The sequence below is a fragment of the Borreliella chilensis genome, from assembly GCA_000808095.1.
Taxonomy (GTDB): domain Bacteria; phylum Spirochaetota; class Spirochaetia; order Borreliales; family Borreliaceae; genus Borreliella; species Borreliella chilensis.
This window is the reverse complement of the sequence record CP009910.1, coordinates 111,688-129,069: the sequence shown is the minus strand read 5'-3', so window position 1 is coordinate 129,069 and position 17,382 is coordinate 111,688. Positions and strand designations below refer to the sequence as shown.

The 17,382-nt window shown below is 28.9% G+C and carries 17 protein-coding genes; 16 read left to right on the top strand and 1 reads right to left on the bottom strand.

The window, feature by feature from the left end; genetic code table 11:
* The first annotated feature begins 21 nt into the window (after nucleotides 1-21).
* The 15 genes from OY14_00645 (at nucleotide 22) to OY14_00575 (ending at nucleotide 14,658) form a co-directional block, all read left to right on the top strand.
* On the top strand, nucleotides 22-2,724 hold the full coding sequence (locus OY14_00645) for a transcript cleavage factor (protein ID AJA89975.1): 2,703 nt from the start codon (nucleotides 22-24) through the stop codon (nucleotides 2,722-2,724).
* Nucleotides 2,725-2,737: 13 nt separating this feature from the next.
* Complete coding sequence (locus tag OY14_00640; protein ID AJA89974.1) at nucleotides 2,738-3,841, top strand: recombinase RecA; 1,104 nt, start codon at nucleotides 2,738-2,740, stop codon at nucleotides 3,839-3,841.
* 11 nt (nucleotides 3,842-3,852) lie between these two features.
* A complete protein-coding gene (locus OY14_00635) occupies nucleotides 3,853-4,620 on the top strand; it encodes a hypothetical protein (protein AJA89973.1) in 768 nt (255 codons plus the stop codon).
* Nucleotides 4,607-5,356 carry a pseudouridine synthase gene (locus tag OY14_00630; GenBank protein AJA89972.1) on the top strand — a complete coding sequence of 250 codons (750 nt, stop codon included), beginning with the start codon at nucleotides 4,607-4,609 and terminating at the stop codon, nucleotides 5,354-5,356. Before OY14_00635 ends, OY14_00630 begins: the two co-directional genes overlap by 14 nt.
* Nucleotides 5,340-6,005 (top strand): cytidylate kinase, encoded by a 666-nt coding sequence (gene cmk, locus OY14_00625; GenBank protein AJA89971.1) that lies wholly within the window; start codon nucleotides 5,340-5,342, stop codon nucleotides 6,003-6,005. Before OY14_00630 ends, cmk begins: the two co-directional genes overlap by 17 nt.
* Before the next feature lie 2 nt (nucleotides 6,006-6,007).
* Nucleotides 6,008-7,663, top strand: coding sequence for a 30S ribosomal protein S1 (locus OY14_00620; protein AJA89970.1), 1,656 nt, complete (start codon nucleotides 6,008-6,010; stop codon nucleotides 7,661-7,663).
* Complete coding sequence (locus OY14_00615; protein AJA89969.1) at nucleotides 7,663-8,274, top strand: hypothetical protein; 612 nt, start codon at nucleotides 7,663-7,665, stop codon at nucleotides 8,272-8,274. Before OY14_00620 ends, OY14_00615 begins: the two co-directional genes overlap by 1 nt.
* Nucleotides 8,275-8,331: 57 nt before the next feature.
* Nucleotides 8,332-9,057: a hypothetical protein gene (locus OY14_00610; protein ID AJA89968.1), complete on the top strand. Its 726-nt coding sequence runs from the start codon at nucleotides 8,332-8,334 to the stop codon at nucleotides 9,055-9,057.
* A 17-nt stretch (nucleotides 9,058-9,074) separates the two neighbouring features.
* Nucleotides 9,075-9,353 carry a hypothetical protein gene (locus tag OY14_00605; GenBank protein ID AJA89967.1) on the top strand — a complete coding sequence of 93 codons (279 nt, stop codon included), beginning with the start codon at nucleotides 9,075-9,077 and terminating at the stop codon, nucleotides 9,351-9,353.
* 219 nt (nucleotides 9,354-9,572) lie between these two features.
* Nucleotides 9,573-10,361, top strand: a complete 789-nt coding sequence (locus OY14_00600; protein AJA89966.1) for a 30S ribosomal protein S2 — start codon at nucleotides 9,573-9,575, stop codon at nucleotides 10,359-10,361.
* Nucleotides 10,358-11,197 carry an elongation factor Ts gene (locus OY14_00595; protein AJA89965.1) on the top strand — a complete coding sequence of 280 codons (840 nt, stop codon included), beginning with the start codon at nucleotides 10,358-10,360 and terminating at the stop codon, nucleotides 11,195-11,197. The genes OY14_00600 and OY14_00595 overlap by 4 nt, the downstream gene beginning before the upstream one ends.
* A gap of 42 nt (nucleotides 11,198-11,239) precedes the next feature.
* A complete protein-coding gene (locus OY14_00590) occupies nucleotides 11,240-11,794 on the top strand; it encodes a ribosome recycling factor (GenBank protein AJA89964.1) in 555 nt (184 codons plus the stop codon).
* Nucleotides 11,795-11,798: 4 nt separating this feature from the next.
* Complete coding sequence (locus tag OY14_00585) at nucleotides 11,799-12,491, top strand: UDP diphosphate synthase (GenBank protein AJA89963.1); 693 nt, start codon at nucleotides 11,799-11,801, stop codon at nucleotides 12,489-12,491.
* 4 nt (nucleotides 12,492-12,495) lie between these two features.
* A complete protein-coding gene (locus tag OY14_00580; protein AJA90626.1) occupies nucleotides 12,496-13,338 on the top strand; it encodes a phosphatidate cytidylyltransferase in 843 nt (280 codons plus the stop codon).
* A gap of 18 nt (nucleotides 13,339-13,356) precedes the next feature.
* Nucleotides 13,357-14,658, top strand: a complete 1,302-nt coding sequence (locus OY14_00575) for a zinc metalloprotease (GenBank protein AJA89962.1) — start codon at nucleotides 13,357-13,359, stop codon at nucleotides 14,656-14,658.
* Here the strand turns inward: OY14_00575 and OY14_00570 are convergent.
* On the bottom strand, nucleotides 14,651-15,355 hold the full coding sequence (locus OY14_00570) for a membrane protein (GenBank protein AJA89961.1): 705 nt from the start codon (nucleotides 15,353-15,355) through the stop codon (nucleotides 14,651-14,653). The genes OY14_00575 and OY14_00570 overlap by 8 nt on opposite strands.
* Before the next feature lie 195 nt (nucleotides 15,356-15,550).
* Here OY14_00570 and OY14_00565 point away from each other — a divergent pair, with 195 nt between their 5' ends.
* Nucleotides 15,551-17,245, top strand: coding sequence for a PTS mannose transporter subunit IIB (locus OY14_00565; protein ID AJA90625.1), 1,695 nt, complete (start codon nucleotides 15,551-15,553; stop codon nucleotides 17,243-17,245).
* The last annotated feature ends 137 nt before the right edge of the window (nucleotides 17,246-17,382 follow it).

The following is a 17,382-nucleotide window of genomic DNA, read 5'->3' as shown; positions in this document are numbered from 1 at the left end:
AATCGATATTAGGAGAGTTTGATGTCTAATGTTACCATAGAGAAATTAGATAATATTTTACAAGAAGATAAGTGGACAAGAATAGTTGTTAATAATTATTCTCTTGCCAAGATAAAAGAATTAGATGATTTGATAGATAACATAATTGATGAGGGGTTAACAGAAGATGTGCTTGATATTTGTAGTAGGCATTTAAAGGACGTTAAAAAAAGTATAGCAGGTCTTTATATTTCTGGAATGCTTATATATAGTAGACGACCTTTGAATGATATGAATCTGCTTGCTGTTATTGATTTATTCTCTCAAAACTTAAAATGGGCTCTTGTTGAGCATATATGCAATGAAATGCTTTTTATTTCTGAGAATAAGCATGCGCTTTATACTCTTGCAAAAATATATACCCAAAACAATGAAAATGACAAGCTTCCAAGTATTTGGACTAGAATTGTTGAAGCAGATATTGATGACACTGTGTTTGTAAGGCAACTTGCTTCTTATTATGAAACTATTGATTTGCAAAAATCAATTTATTATTTTAGAAAGGCCATTTACCGTTTTATTGACAAAAAACAAATGTCAGGAATCAGAGAAGTATGGGCAAAGCTCATCCATTATGTTTCAGATGATTTTGACTCTTTTTTGCTTATTTTACAAAAAATTGAAAAAGATCTTGGATTTAAGAAGGCTATAGTTCTTTATGAAGATTTGTTTGATCATTATTCTTTGACGGATAATATTGATGAAACAATAGAAATCTTAAAAGATATTTTAAAACTTGACAATAAAAATCATAAAGCAAGAGAAAATTTAGTTAAATTTTTAAGAGAAAGATATAAAGATGTGAAGAATATTGAGGAATATCTTGCAAAGTCTGATATTGAAAACTTAGATAAAAATTTTGTTGATGTATATTCAGATTTTGAGAAATATTTATTTTTTGCAAAGGGCAACTTTGTTTATCATCAAACTTGGTCTGTTGGAATAGTAAGAGATGTAAATGATCATGGCATTACAGTTGATTTTATTTCTAAAAGAGGCCATTTTATTGGTTTTGATATGGCAATGTCAGCGCTTTCTCCTCTTAGCAGAGAAGATATTAGAGTTTTAAAGGCTGTAACGCCTAAAGAAGAGCTTGCAGATAGAGTAAAAAAAGATATTGAGTGGGCTATAAAAATTATTATAAAAAGTTATAAAGCCATTGATTTAAAGGGAATAAAAAAAGAGTTAGTGCCAAGCTTAATGACTCAAAGCTCTTGGAATTCATGGAGCTTGAAAGCAAAGCAAATCTTAAAGGATAATCCCCATTTCGTTATGGATTCTAGTAAGCTTGATTGTTATGTATATAATGAGAGATCTTCTAATTTAAACGAAAAAATGTATGATAAGTTTAAGATTGAGAAAGATTTTTATAAAAGATATGAAATATTCATTAATTATTGTAATGTCAAGGGAATTGTTAAAGATTTGCATATTGAAGAAGAGATGCTTAATTATTTTTTACTTTATGTTAACAATTTTACAAAGGTTGATCACCATGTAATAAGTTCTTACGTTATTCTTAAGTCTTTAAGTAATTTTTCTCAAGAATTGTCATCAAAAATTAACATAGAGAAGAATGTTAATTTAGAAACTCTTTTGAAGGAGTATTCAAAGGGAATAATAGATCTTTTTGATTCAATTTTGAATGCAGAAATTAAAAAAGAATTGGTTATTTTAATTAAAAGCGAACTTAGTAATTGGATTTTGTATTATAAGGAACTTTTCCCCCATTCTATTAATAAGAGATTGGTTGAGTCTCTTTATAAAGAAGATCCCAGAGAAGTAGAAAAATTATTTAATTATGTTATAAAAAATTATAAGATTTATAAAGACGCTTATATTTGGATTTTAAAGCACTGTAAGATCTATGCTATTGAGCTGAGTTATTCAGATTCAGATCTTTTAGTTAATTTGATTAAAATTTTAACAGATAGTGTTATTAAAATTAATAATAAAAATAATTCTGTTGCAAGTAAAAGAATTTATAAAATGGTAATTAATCTTTTGGTTAAAGATGGATATCTTAAGTCGGTTTTAGAATGCGTAATGGACGAAGAACTTGCAAAGAGAGTTTATATGACCTGTTTTTACGTAAAAGATTTTCCTCCTAAGGATCTTTTAGAGATTAAATCTATAATAAGACAATTATTTAATTCAGTTGAGTTTGAAGATGAAAGGATACAGCTTTCAGGTGATAGAGTAGAAATTGGATTTTTAACCATATTAAGTTCTTTAAATAAAAAACAAAAAGAGCTTAAGCATTTAAAAGAAGTTGAAATTCCAGAAAATTCGAAAGAAATTGGGAAAGCACGTGAACTTGGAGATTTAAAAGAAAATGCTGAATATCATTCTGCTAAGGAAAAACAGCAGTTTTTAACAAAAAGATTAAACTCTTTAATGTTGGAAATAGAGAATGCAAAAGTTATAGATACTAAAGATCTTCAAAGTTCTTTTGTTGGTTTTGGAACTAAAGTCGTTATTTTAAATGAAATTACAGGTAAAGATGAATCTTATTTGATACTTGGGCCTTGGGAATCAAACCCCGATGAAGGTATTATTTCATATAAATCACCTTTTGGCGAAAATTTGCTTGACTCTAAGGAGGGCGATAGCCTCAATTTTGTTATAAATAATACTAATTTTAAGTATTTTGTAAAGAAAATAGAACCCATAAAATTTAACTAGGAAAAATTGAAAAATGTCAAAGTTAAAGGAAAAAAGAGAAAAAGTTGCTGTTAGTAGCATGGAGAGAGCGGATAAAGAAGGAGCTATTGAGCTTGCAAGGGTTCAAATAGAAAAAGCTTTTGGTAAAGGTAGTCTTATTAAGATGGGGGAATCTCCTGTCGGAAAAGGCATAAAGAGTATGTCAAGTGGGTCTATTGTATTAGATGAAGCTTTGGGCATTGGTGGATATCCTAGGGGCCGCATAATAGAAATCTTTGGTCCCGAGTCGTCTGGCAAGACTACTTTAACTCTTCAGGCAATTGCTGAAGTGCAAAAAGAGGGAGGTATAGCTGCTTTTATTGATGCTGAGCATGCTCTTGATCCTGTTTATGCAAAAGCTTTAGGAGTTAATGTTGAAGAACTTTGGCTTAGTCAACCTGATACTGGAGAGCAAGCTCTTGAGATCGCCGAGCATTTAATCAGAAGTGGCGGTATTGATTTAATTGTGGTTGATTCTGTAGCAGCTTTAACTCCTAAATTGGAAATAGATGGAGAAATGGGGGATTCTCAGATTGGTCTTCAAGCAAGGTTAATGAGCAAGGCTCTTAGAAAGATTACAGGCATACTTTCTAAATCTAATACTTGCATTATGTTTATTAATCAAATAAGAATGAGGATTGGCATTATGTTTGGTAATCCTGAGACCACTACTGGTGGGAATGCTTTAAAATTTTATGCATCTCTTCGCCTTGAAGTTAGAAAAATTGAACAAGTAACTAGATCAGGATCAAGTGATGATGTTATAGGCAATAAGATTAGAGTTAAAGTTGTGAAGAATAAGGTTGCTCCACCTTTTCGTAAAGTAGAATTGATAATTTATTTTGGCAAAGGTATTTCTAGGGAAGCTGGTATTTTAGATGCTGCTATTAAGTATAATTTAATACAAAAAACAGGATCTTGGTATTCATTAGGAGATAACAAGTTAGGACAGGGAAGAGAGAGTGTTATTGAGTATCTTAATAAAGAATTCGAACTTGCAAATGATTTGGATAAGAGGCTTAGAAAGATAATTTTTAATAGTTCTGATCAAGAGGTTGCTAATTTTATTGAATTTAAGGAAGATGAATGTGAACAATAGAGAAAACTTAAATGTCAGAATTAGATAGTTATTATATTAATCTTGATAATTTTACAGGCGGAGTAGAACTTTTTTTTGAATATGTTAGTATGAATAGGCATGTTTTAAGAGCTTTAAGTTTAAATCAAATAATTGAAGAGTTTATAATTGTTTCAAATGATCTTAATATAAGCGTTAGGGGATTGATAGAATTTTTTTCTTTTGCTAATAATTTGTTTTATTGGAAGACTCAAATTTTATTGCAATTAAAACTTGAGCGCAAAGATAAAGTAGAGCGCAAAGTTGTTGAAAAGTTGATACATTATAGTAAGAACAGAGAAAATGAAAAATTACAATTAAATCAAAGAAAAAATTTTAAATTTTATGATTCAAAAATGATTAAAGATTTTACTTCTGGTTACAATGGCAATTTTTTCAAAAATATTACTACTATTTCTTATAGTAAAGATAAAAGAAAAAGTTTGAAGAGAAAGTCTAGTGTATTGAAGAAAGAAGTTATTAATAAAAATTTTTTGTATAATAAAACATTTAAAGCTGTTTGTAATAAATATGAGTTGAAAATTTTTGAGAAAAAGACCAGGATTGTTTCTATTTTAAATAAAGAGAATAGTTTAATTTTTGATTCTCTTTTAGATGTTAATTCTAGTAATTATTCTTTTGAGAGATTTTCGTATTTTTTGGTTTCTCTTGAATGTAAAATGCTTAATATTGTGAATTTAGGATATTTAAATAATAAATTAATATTGTATCGAGGTTGCAAAATTAATGCTTGCACTTAAAAACCTCAGAGTACATGTTTTTTTAGCTGAAAAGGGATTAGGGTCAAGAAGATTTTGTGAGGAATTGATAAGGAAAAAACTTGTAAGAATTAATGGTTCTATTGCTAAGCTTGGAGACAAATTAGCTTTAGGAGACAGAATAATTTATAGGAATCAGATTTTTGTTTTCAAAGATATTCAAAGCAAGAGTAAAATTTATTTGGCACTTAACAAACCCAAAAATTATTTATGTTCTAATTTTGATGTTAATAGGAGAAAATTAGCAATATCTTTGGTCCAACCCTTATTTAAAGAGCGTATATTTTCAATCGGTAGACTTGATTTTAAAAGTTCTGGGCTTTTATTATTTACTAATGATGGTAAGTTTGCAAATGACATTATTCATCCAAGACAAAAAATTGAAAGAGAATATATTATTGAATCAAAAAGAAATATTGATGAAAATTTGCTTATTTCTTTTAAATCGGGTATAAGGGTAGAAAAAGAATTTTTTAAATTAAAATCTTATGAAATTTTAAGTAAAAATTCTGCTAGATTGATTCTAGACGAAGGAAAAAATAGAGAAATAAGAAAAGTGTTTTTAAGCAAAAATATTTTTTTAAAAAAAATTCACAGAATTAGAATCGGCAATATTAATTTGGATAGTTTAAAGGAAGGGCAAGTAAAAATTGTTCCTTTAGTTAAGATAAATAGGCTGAAATCCAGGTTGGAGAAGTCAAATGATAATAGCAATTGATGGACCTTCGGCTTCAGGAAAAAGTTCAATTGCGAGAGAGCTTAGTGTAAAACTGGGCTATAAATTTATCAGTTCTGGGTATCTTTATAGAATAATAACTTTAATTGCTCAAAGATATCTTTTAAATGACTGTGGCTTTATTAATGAGAATAGGCTTTTAGATTTGATTTTTGAGAATGATATAAGTTTTAATGATTCTGGTTTTTTGCTTAATGGAGAGAATGTTGAAAATCAAATTTTAAATGGCAAGATTGATTTTCAAGTTTCTTTTTATTCTTCTTACATTGGAATAAGAAACATTGTGAATAAAAAATTAAAAGAGGTTGTTAAATTGAGCGATGATAATTATATAATAGAAGGTAGAGATATTACTACTGTTGTTTTTCCAGAATCTGAATTCAAAATATATCTTGATGCTTCTGTTGAAGTTCGAGCCTTAAGGCGTTATAAGCAAAGAAATGGAAATGAGACTTTAGAAGAATTAGAACGTACTCTTAAGATGAGAGATGATGTTGATAAGAAAAAGCAATATGGTAAGTTGAAATTATCAGAAGGGGTTTTTTACCTTGATACAAGCTGTAAAGGATTAGACGATGTGTGTAATATTATAATAGAAAAGTTTAATTTGAAAAAAGTAAGAGAGAGGTGAGGATGGAAAATCAAAAAGATTTACAAGAAAATTATTTGAAAGTGCTTGAGAGAGTAGAACTTGGCAGCCGTGTTTCTGGGACGGTTGTTAACGTTATGAAGGATTATATTTTAGTAGATATTGGCTATAAATCGGAAGGCTTTATCAAGATTGAAGAATTTGAGAATATTCCTAAAATTGGCGATAAGCTTGAAGCCATAGTTGTAAGAATAGGTGGAGAATTAGGGCTGATTTTAAGTGTTGAAAAGCTTGATTCTTTAAATTTTCAAGATAAAGTAGATGAGTATATCCAAAGTAAAAAAGTAATTAAAGGTAAAGTGTTAGTTGAACTTCCAAATGGCTATAAGATTCAAATTAATGAAAATGTTTCTGGCTTTATGCCTTTTTACTTAAGTTCAAAATCTAAAGATGAAAAATTGAAAAGGGGCTCTATTGTTGAGTTTTATATTCTTGAAGCAAATAAGATAGATGGTTTGAGACTTATTCTTGATAGACGCAGTTTAGAAAGAGAAAGAGATCTTGCTAAGAGAATAGAATTGATAAGTTCTTACAACGAAGAGGATGTGGTCGATGGGGTTGTTGATCGTATTACAGAATATGGTGCTATTGTAAAAATTAAAAATTTTGTTACAGGAATCTTGCATAAAAGAAATATTGCTTTTAATCAAGTTGAAAATATTGAAGATTTTGTTAGGGTAGGTGATAAGTTAAAGTTAAAAATTATTAAGATAAATTCACAAACAGGTAAAATGGAGCTATCGCTTAAAGCCTTAAAATCAAATCCTTGGGATTCTGTAGATATTAAATATAAAATTGATAGTATTGTAAAAGGGAAAGTGGTAAAGATTTTGCCCTTTGGAGCTGTTATTGAACTTGACAGCGAGTTGTCGGGATTTTTGCACATAAGTAATTTTTCTTGGATAAGAGTAATAAGGAGTCCTCAAGAATTAATAAAGCTTGGTCAGATAGTAGAAGTTAAGATTTTAGAGATAGATAAAGAAAATCAAAAAATATCTTTAGGTATTAAACAGATAAATGAGAATCCTTGGGAGAGGTTAACCGAGAAATATCCTATTGGAAGGGTTGTTCAAGGAGTTGTTATTAATATTACAAAAACAGGTGCTTTTGTGAATATTGAAGAAGGTATAGATGCTTATGTGAGCAAGTTTGATATTTCTTGGCTTGAAGAGATTGATCCTGAAGAATATTTTAAAATAGGTGACTTGGTTAATGGAAAAGTGCTTGAGGTGGACAAAAGAAAAAGAAATGTTAGATTAGGAATTAAACAGCTAGAAGAGAGTCCTTGGGAAGATTTTTCTAAAAGTTATAAAAAAGGTGATGCTCTTGAGGTTGAAATTGTAGAAAAAAAGTCAAAAGGTTTTCAAGTAAGAGTTTATAATAAAATAATGGGATTTATTAGTAAAATTCAATTAGGAGATACAAAAGAGTCTAGTTTAGAAACTTTTGAAAAACTAAACATCGGAGATAAACTTAAAGTGGTAATAACAAGTATTGATTCTAAAGATAGATCAGTTTTGCTCTCTTATAGGGAATATGAAAATCAAAGATCAAGAGAAGAAATTTCTTCTTATTTATTTAAGGGCAATGATGAAGAGTCTTATAAGCCATTTGAAAGCTTGCTAAAGAGGGATGAGTAATGGCTAAGAATAATCTTTTAATTTCCTTTATTGCTATTATTTTTGTTTTTATATGTATTATTGCTGTTTTTTATAATTCTTTAGGCAAAGATTATGTAAAGAGTGGTGGAGAAATAGTAGAAAATCTTGAAAAAGATTTAAATGATTATTTAAAAGAAAATGATAATAAAGAGAGAGAAACAATATCTCTTAGAATAAAAGAGCTTATTTCAAGGGAAAAAGAAATTTCATCTTATTTTCTTTCAAGATTTTATTTGTCTAGAGCTACCTATTTCCAAAGTCAAGCGCAGTATGATGATGCTATTAAAGATTTAGATATTGTTATTAAGGCAAAAGGTATCGAAAGAGAAATTGCTTTTATTAATAAAGCTATAGTTTATGAGAAAATGGGATTAAAAGAAGATGCTTTACTGGTTTATGAGGATCTTATTAATAATGCTAGTTTAGATTTTTTAAAGGTTAGAGCTCTTTTGAGTAAGGCAATATTGATTGAGGAAAAAAACAAAGATCTTGCTTTGAAAGTGTATGAAGAGATTGTTAAGTTTCCGTATGAAAATAATTTATATATAAATATAGCAAATAATAAAATTTTAGAACTTAAGCAAAATTAATTTTTAATTTTTGAAGGAGGTTTTATAGTTTTTTTTATCTTATATTTTGTATTTTGTTTGGAATTTTTGGGTTGTGGCCTTGACAATTTTTTAATACTTCCTTCGCCAGAAAAGGTTGATAACCGAATTTCAAGAGATTCTGTAGCCTTTTTTTTGCCTTCAGGTTATTTTTCTAATCAGGCGTCTGAAAAATTAAGAGGTTTTGATATATATTATAAGTTTTATCCGGAAGGCGCCAATTACCACGTAAATAGTTTCAGGAAAAGTGTAGAAAAAGATTTTGAGGCCTTAAGAGGTGTTTTTGACAATGTTAATGAATTTAACAATAGAGGGTTTTATAAAATAAATTTGAGCGCTATTGCCTATTCAGGCAAACCTGTTTTTAAATTGGATAAAGAATGGGTCGATAGTAAATTTCCTTTATATTTTGAAGTAAATTTTGGTGAATTAAGAAAAGATGTTCCTGGTGAAGCTTTTATTACTGTAAGGAAAGGAAATAGCTCTTCGTCCCCTGTGCTGATTGAGAATAAAACCATATATAGATCTTATATTGATAAAGGAGAATATATAGGTTTTTCAAAATCTATTAAAAAGTCTAATCTTTTAGACAAAGAAAAAAGACCAATTGATCTAAAACACATAAATGACGATTTTTTTACAAAAGATGTTGCGCCTAAATATAATTTGGCAATTTTTGTTATGGGTGTGGGTAATATTGTTGATGATACTTATAGTGTTCTTGTTGATCTTGGAGATTTGTCGGGGTTTAGTTTGTCAGACTAGTTGGTTTTAGAGGGAGTATGATAGCATTTTTTTCTCATTTGATGTTAACAAACATTGTTATTTCTTTTTTTGTAAGTTTTTTTGTTATGTTTTTAAACATATTGAATTTTAGGTTTTTAGTAGTTTATTTAATAAGTTTCTTAGGAGGTATTGTATTTCTATTTTTTATTCCTTTTTTCTATTCTGATTATTATGATAGGCAAATAGAACCTATTCTTTATTTATTTCCTATTTTAGGCTCTATTATTTTAATAGGTTTGATTAAATTCTCTGAAAGAAATAAAAACGACTTGTAAAAGATTGATTTTAAAATATTAAGGCATTAACTTGACTTTTAATATTTTTTATTAATATAAGTTGTTAGTAATTTATTTTTAATTGATTATGTAAGAATGTTTATTTTTAGTGTAGTGGACTTATTGAGTGTATTGTTTTATTATATTCTTATTAAAGGGGGGATAATTTCCGCTGTGGGTTTCATAGTGAGTAAAAGAGAAGGATAATAGGAGGTTAATTTGGCAATTATTACAATGAAAAGCTTGTTGGAAGCAGGAGTTCATTTTGGTCATCAGGTAAAAAGGCTTGATCCTAGAATGAAAAGATTTATTTTTTCTGAGAGAAATGAGATACATATTTTAGATCTTCAAAAGACTTTGCAGGGCATTAAAGATTCTTACGAACTTGTTCAAAGGGTGATAAAAGATGGCAAGAAGGTGCTTTTTGTTGGGACTAAAAAGCAAGCTAGTGAGATAATCGAGCAAGAAGCAAAAAGAAGCGATATGCCATACGTTAACAATAGGTGGCTTGGGGGCATGCTTTCTAATTTTAATACAATTAAAAAATCTGTTCAAAAGTTAAAAAAGCTAGAAAAGATGGAAGTTGATGGAACTTTTGATATGATAAGCAAGAAAGAGATTTCACAGCTTAATCGTGAAAAATTAAAGTTAGCTAAAAATTTAACGGGTATTAAAGACATGGAAACGCTTCCTGGTGCTATTTTTATTATAGATCCTAAGCGAGAGCAAATAGCTATTAATGAGGCTAGAAAATTAAGAATTCCCATTATTTCTGTTGTTGATACAAATTGTAATCCAGATGTTATTGATTGTCCAATTCCTGGTAATGATGATGCGATTCGTTCTGTTGCTTTGTTTACCAAAATAATATCTGATGCTATTTTGGAAAGTGATAAAGAGGTTGGAATTCAAATAATTGAAAATTTGAATGAAGAGGATTTAATGAAAGAGATTGAAATTAAAAATGATAAAAAAGATTCTATTGAAGAAAGAGGGAGTAATTTATGAGCATTATTAGTCCTCAAGATGTAAAAAAGCTTCGAGAAGAGACCAATGCTGGTTTTGGAGATTGTAAAAAAGCTTTGTCCGCTGCTGGTGGCAACTTTGAATTGGCTAAAAAAAAGCTTAGAGAAATGGGAATTGCTTCTGCTGAGAAAAGACTTGACCGAGATGCAAAAGAAGGCAGAGTATTCTCATATTCTAATAATATTCATGCTGGGCTTTTGCTTGTTTCATGTGAAACAGACTTTGTTGCTTTAAATCATAATTTTGTTGATTTGGGCAATTCTTTAATAAAAGAATTGGTAGAGAGTGGAAGAAATTCTTTAACAACTTCTCAAGAGTCAGAGCTTAAAAATTTAGCAGCTACTATAAAAGAAAATCTTCAAGTTAAAAAAATTTTTATTACTGAGATTCAATCTAATGAATTTGTAAAAATTTATTTACACGGTGAACAATCTAAGATAGGTGTTTTGGTCAAATTAAGAGTAGATGATTTTTCTAAAACTGAGGATGAAATGTTTCAAAATTTTGCTATGGATGTAGCTTTACATGTGGCTGCGTTTGCTCCTATTTATTTGAGAAATGATGATGTTTGTCAAAACTATATTAAAGAGCAAGAAGAGATATTTGCCAAACAATTAGAATTGAGTGGCAAGTCAGAAAGTATAGTCAAAGGTATAGTTGCAGGAAAAATCAAAAAGCATCTTGCTGAAATTTCTCTTCTAGAGCAAAGTTTTGTAAAAAATGATAAAATCACTGTTAGGGAAATGTTAGAAGAAGTTTCAAAGGTAATTTCAAGCACAATAGAAATAGTTGAGTTTAAGTATTTAAGAATAGGATAGATTAATTTATGTATTGCTTTTAATCAGCAAGTAGGAGTTTGTATGGAAGATTATAAGGCTTTTCTAGATGAAAAGATGAGTAAAGTTCTTTTATCGCTTGATAATGAATATAAAACGTTAAGAACAGGTAGGGTTAGTAGCAATATTTTTGATAAAATTTTTATTCAATACCATGGCCAAAGAACACCTATAACTCAAGTGTCAAGCATTAGAATTCCTGAAGCAAGGCTTGTTGTTATCCAACCTTGGGATAAAAGCATTTTAAATAAGATAGAACAAGCTATACTTAGTTCTGATCTTTCCATGAATCCTTCAAGTGATGGTTCGGTTATTAGAATTAAGGTACCAGCGCTAACTAGTGAAAGGCGACAAGATATTGTAAAACAGGCTAAAAAAATAGCAGAAGAACATAAAATTTCAACTAGAAATATACGACAGGATTTAAATAATAAGGTTAAAAAACAGGGAAAAGAGTCAGAAATTACAGAGGACAATTTAAAAAGAATTTTAGATGATATCCAGAAATCTACAGATATTTATATTAAAAGGATAGATACTATTTTAGAATCTAAAATTCAAGAAATAATGGAAATTTAAAGTTATGAGTAAAAGTTCTCTTCCAAGTCATGTTGGAATCATTATGGATGGCAATAGAAGATGGGCTTTAAGTAAGGGGGTATCCTCTTTAGAGGGTTATGAAGAAGGTCTTAAAAGAGCAAAAGAGATAGTTAAGTATTCTCTAAGCGTAGGTATCGAATATTTATCCTTTTATGTATTTTCTACTGAGAATTGGAAAAGGGATGATTGTGAGATAGAAAAGTTAATGTTTTTAATTGCTAGGTATTTGAAGGCTGAATTTGATTTTTACAAGGAAAATGGAATAAAAATAATAGTTTCAGGGGATGTTGAGCCTTTAAATGAAGAAGTAAAAAGCTCAATAAAAGATTCTGTTAGTTTTTCTAAAAATTTTAACAACCTTGTTTTAAATTTAGCAATCAATTATGGGGGGCGAAATGAAATACTTAGAGCTATTAGAAAATTTGTTTCAAGTGATTTTGACTTAAAATCTTTAGATGAGAATACTTTTTTTCATTTTTTAGACAATCCAGAACTTCCTAATCTTGATCTTTTAATACGCACGGGTGGAAATGTTAGAATAAGTAATTTTTTCTTATGGAGGATTGCTTATTCCGAATTGATTTTTTCAAATGTTTTGTGGCCCGAATATTATGACAATAGGTATAGCAAGGATTTGGAATGTTTCCAACTTAGAAGAAGAAATTTTGGGAGATAATTTGTTGAGCAAGGTTAAGAAATTCGCTTTTTTTGCAAGATTGGGAACATTCATATTTTTTGTCCCTTTGATTTTGTTTTTAATATTTTTAGATTTTAAAAATTATTTACTTCTTAATATTTTGATTTTTATATTTAGTGGTTTTGCGGCAAAAGAAGTTAATGATTTATTAAAATTTAAATCGTCAGGACTATCGGGTATATTATCTTTTTTTTTAGGGCTTGTTCCTCCAATTTTAACATATGTCCATTTTAATGTTTTTTATTTAGGCATGAATGTGGTATATTACTTGGTTATAGCATTAGTGTTTAGCAATTGGATTGTTAATTTGGTATTTATTAAAGAACATGAGATTGTACATTTTTTGTCTCAAGTAACATCAATACTTTTTATACTTATATATCCTGGGGTGCTAATGTCTTTTATAGTTTCTATTACAATTTTGCCCAAGGCTCCATTTTTAATGTTAATACTTTTTTCTATGGTAAGTGGAAACGATACTTTTGCATATCTTTTTGGTTATTTTTTAGGGAAAAATAGCTATCGTCCTACTATTATTAGTCCAAATAAAACATTAATGGGCTTTTTTGGAGGCATTTTGTTTTCTGTGTTTACGGCTATATTTGCGGTAGTTTTTAGATTAATAAATTTAAGCTATGGAGAATCTATTATTTTTGGCATTTTGATTGGGGTTTTTACCATTATTGGTGATTTATTTGAATCTGGATTAAAACGAAGTGCAGGAGTAAAAGATTCTGGGAAAATCATTCCTGGTAGAGGTGGAGCTCTTGATTCTATTGACTCTTTTCTTTTTACAGGTCCTATATTTTATTTATACTTATCTTAGTGATTTTTGGAGGGAATTATGTATATTCTTTTTAGTGTACTGGCTCTTAGTTTTATAATATTTATTCATGAGCTAGGACATTTTTTGTTTGCTAAGCTTTTTAAAGTTAAGGTTGAAGTTTTTTCTGTGGGCATAGGTCCTAGCATATTAAAGTTTAAAATCAATAATACTGAGTATAGACTTTCTCCGATCCTTTTAGGAGGCTATTGCAAGCTTAAGGGATTTGATCACTTAGAAAAAGAGCTTAAGGCAGATAAAGAATTAGAAGCAGATAAAGATTCTTTATTTGGAATTTCACATTTTAAAAAGATTTTAATATATTTTGCAGGGCCCTTATTTAATTTGATTTTTTCATTTATTGTTTTCATTTTTATAAGTATGATTGGTGTTATATATTTTGATCATTCTGCAAAGATTAATGTTTTAAATGAAAATTCTTTTTTAAAAGATAAATTTAGAGATGGTGATGTTATATTAAGGGTTAATAATAAAAAAATTGAATATTTTTCTGATTTGAGAAAAGTTATTTTTGAGGAGAAATCCACAATTACATTTGATGTTTTAAGGGAAAATGAAAATATTACTTTTAAAGAGGATGTTAGTTTACAAGATTTTTTAAAAGAAATTGGTCCTTGGGTTGATCTTGTTGTAGCGGATGTAGTTTTAAATTCACCTGCTAAGGTTGCAGGAATGAAATCGGGTGACAAAATAATTAGTATTGATAATATTTTTTTGAAAAATAAAAGAGATTTAGATTATTTGATTGAGAATTTAAATTCTGATGTTGTGGAGATTAAATTTTCTAGAAATGGAGAAGTTTTTTCTTCAAAATTAGTATTTCAGGATAAAAATAAAATGATTGGTGTATATTTTTTGCCACCTTTAAAAAGGATAGTTAAAGTAGAAAATATTTCAAGTGCTGTTAAAAATTCTTTTTTTAAGATTGTTAATACTTTGCAAGATATTTTATATTCTATTTTTTTATTGATAACAAATTTTTTAAATACTTCTAAGAGTGTGTCAGGTCCTGTTGGGATTGTAGGTCTTCTCTCCTCATCATATTCTTTGGGGTTATTGTATTGGATTAATAGTATTTCTGTCTTAAGCTTAATTCTTGCTGGTATGAATTTGTTTTTCATTGTAATACCTGTTTTTGACGGAGGACAAATTTTTATTAGCCTTGTTGAACTTTTACGTGGAAAAAGATTTAAGGCCAAAACCATTTATTCTTTTTATAGTTTTGGTATTTTTTTAGCGTTGTTTCTTTTTGGCTTAGGCCTTTTTAACGATTTGAAAGGTCTTTTACATATATTTAATTAAAATTAGAAATGTATTTTAGCATAAGCCAAAAGTGAGATACTGATGCAATTATTATTAATATATGAAATACATCATGCATTTTCATGTTGATTATTGGGTTGAATTTTTTACTTAACATGTATACTATTCCGCCTATTGTATACACAATTCCTCCAAAAACTAGCCAAAAAAATCCTTTTCCGTTAAGGGCTCTGTAAATTGGCTTAATTTTTAAAAGGATGATCCAACCCATTATTATAAATATAGATCCATTAAACCACCCAGGGCTATTTGTAAATATTGCTTTGAAGATGATTCCAATGATAGCTAAACTCCATACTATACATAAAATTATTAGTCCCGATTTGTTTGGCATGAGTATTGCACATGCGGGGGTGTATGTTCCTGCTATTAAAATAAATATTGAGATATGATCAAATTTTCGAAATATTTTTTTTATCTTGCTTCCTTTGGGAAAAATATGGTAAAGAGTACTCATCACATATAATAGAGTCATTGAAAATCCGTAAATAAAGAATACAAGCATATGTAAATCTTTTTTCTTAAGAGCAGATACCGTAACAAGAATTGTGGTTCCAATTATAGACAAAATAGTTCCAAAAAGATGCGACATGGAGCTAAAAAGTTCATTTTTTGGTATTTTGCTTGTATTAATATTGCTTAATGAGTAATTTTTAAGTTTGTTTTTTGTATGCACAACTTTTCCCCTTTTTGATCATTTGTTTATAAAAAATATATAATACATTACTTTAATTGTAATTTTTTCTCAATATAAAAAAATTTTATTTAATCTTATTATTTGGCTTATTTTACAAGCAAAGCTTTTTTTTTGTAAAAAAAGCTTTATAATAAATAGTGTTTGCTGAAATTAGCATTGGAGAGGCTTAGCATGATTAATAATTTTATTAAAATAATTAACTTTACAAATTTGCAAAAATTTTCTAAAGCACTAAGAGTGCCTATTTCTATTTTACCAGTTTCATGTTTGTTGATTGGTATTGGTTCTGCATTTTCAAATTCTTCTAATTTTGCCTATGTTGATAAAATTTTTTTTCAAGATGTTTTAGGTTTAATGAAGGCTATAGGCAATGCTATTCTTCTCAATATGCCTTTAATTTTTTCTATTGGGATTTCTATTGGAGTTGCAAGAATGGGGCAAGGGACAGCTGCTTTAGGAGGTCTTATTGGCTATTTAACATTTAATATTACTGAAAGTTATTTTATTGAGGCTTTCTCGGGACTTGTTGAAGCAGAGGCAATGTCTTCTGTAGGGCGCATAAATTTTCTTGGTGTTCAAACTCTAAATACCGGCATTGCAGGTTCTTTGGCGGTAGGACTTGTAGTTGGATATTTGCATAATAAATTTTATAATATGAAGTTGCCAAAACCTTTTATTTTTTTCTCAGAGTGCCACTTTGCGCCTATAATAATAATTATGCCTTTTTGTGTTATTTTGGCTATATTTTTTTGTTTGATTTGGTCAAGATGCGATAAGTTAATCGCATCTTTAGGTATTTTTGTTTTTAAATTTGAATATTTTGGTAGTTTTCTTTATGGCTTTTTAAATAGGCTGTTATTGCCTTTGGGATTACATTCTATTTTATCTTTCCCTTTTGAGTTTACTTCATTAGGAGGGGTTGAGACAATTAATGGCAATACTGTTAGGGGTCTTAAGAATATATTTTATGCTCAGTTGTTAGATCCATCACTTGACAAATTTTCATCAGGCTTTGCTAAGATTAGTAGTGGATTTTATCTTTCTATTATGTTTGGATTACCTGGAGCAGCATTGGGAGTTTACAAGGGTATTATTCATGAAGATAAAAGTAAGGTTGCAGCGCTTCTTTTTTCTGGAGCTTTGACGGCTTTTTTGACAGGAATAACTGAACCTTTGGAGTTTTTGTTTATTTTTACAGCACCTTTGCTTTATTTTGTTCATGCTATTTATTCAGGATTTGCATTGTTGCTTGCTAATTTTTTTGATGTTACGATTGGTAATACTTTTTCTACTGGGTTTTTGGATTTTTTTATGTTTGGAATGCTTCAAGGGAATTCTAAGACCAATTGGATTAGTGCAGTGCCTTTAGGGTTAATCTTTTTTACTCTTTATTATTTTACTTTTAGTTGGCTTTATAGATATTTTGATTTTCAGATATTTATTGCAGACGATCCATTTTTAGAAGGTCAAGAAGGCAAACTGGAGAGTCTTGGAATTGCTCATCTTTTGATTCAAGGCCTTGGTGGATTTGATAATATTACAAAGCTTGATGTTTGTTCTACAAGATTGCATGTAGATGTGGTTAATACTGAACTTATTGACAATGATTTACTTAAAGAGGCTGGAGCTCTTAAGGTAGGGCTTGTTAATAGTAAGGTGCAGCTTTTTTATGGATCTAATGTGCACTATATTAAAAGAGCTATTGATACCTATTCTCCAAAGAGTCTTTTTGAAGCTAGTGTTATGGTTGCAGTTGATAATGTGAAAAAAGGTTTTAAGACTTATATTGAAATGAAAGAAGATAAAAAGCTTGAGAAACAAGGTAAATCAGGAAAAACTTATAAGCTTAGTGAATTAGAAGAAGATTAAGATCTAAGATTAATGTTTTTACTATCTTTTTAATTTATTAAAATCAGTTTTTATTGTTGAAAAAAATTAATCTCTTTTATATACTAACTAAGTAGCCTTTGTTGCATGTTTTGCAATACGATAGACCATAAGGAGTT

Bases quoted from the DNA above. Each gene is read 5' to 3' on its own strand.
- OY14_00645 (AJA89975.1), top strand. From the start codon at position 22: ATGTCTAATGTTACCATAGAGAAATTAGATAATATTTTACAAGAAGAT.
- OY14_00620 (AJA89970.1), top strand. From the start codon at position 6,008: ATGGAAAATCAAAAAGATTTACAAGAAAATTATTTGAAAGTGCTTGAG.
- OY14_00585 (AJA89963.1), top strand. From the start codon at position 11,799: ATGAGTAAAAGTTCTCTTCCAAGTCATGTTGGAATCATTATGGATGGC.
- cmk (AJA89971.1), top strand. From the start codon at position 5,340: ATGATAATAGCAATTGATGGACCTTCGGCTTCAGGAAAAAGTTCAATT.
- OY14_00615 (AJA89969.1), top strand. From the start codon at position 7,663: ATGGCTAAGAATAATCTTTTAATTTCCTTTATTGCTATTATTTTTGTT.
- OY14_00630 (AJA89972.1), top strand. From the start codon at position 4,607: ATGCTTGCACTTAAAAACCTCAGAGTACATGTTTTTTTAGCTGAAAAG.
- OY14_00575 (AJA89962.1), top strand. From the start codon at position 13,357: ATGTATATTCTTTTTAGTGTACTGGCTCTTAGTTTTATAATATTTATT.
- OY14_00640 (AJA89974.1), top strand. From the start codon at position 2,738: ATGTCAAAGTTAAAGGAAAAAAGAGAAAAAGTTGCTGTTAGTAGCATG.
- OY14_00635 (AJA89973.1), top strand. From the start codon at position 3,853: ATGTCAGAATTAGATAGTTATTATATTAATCTTGATAATTTTACAGGC.
- OY14_00590 (AJA89964.1), top strand. From the start codon at position 11,240: ATGGAAGATTATAAGGCTTTTCTAGATGAAAAGATGAGTAAAGTTCTT.
- OY14_00605 (AJA89967.1), top strand. From the start codon at position 9,075: ATGATAGCATTTTTTTCTCATTTGATGTTAACAAACATTGTTATTTCT.
- OY14_00595 (AJA89965.1), top strand. From the start codon at position 10,358: ATGAGCATTATTAGTCCTCAAGATGTAAAAAAGCTTCGAGAAGAGACC.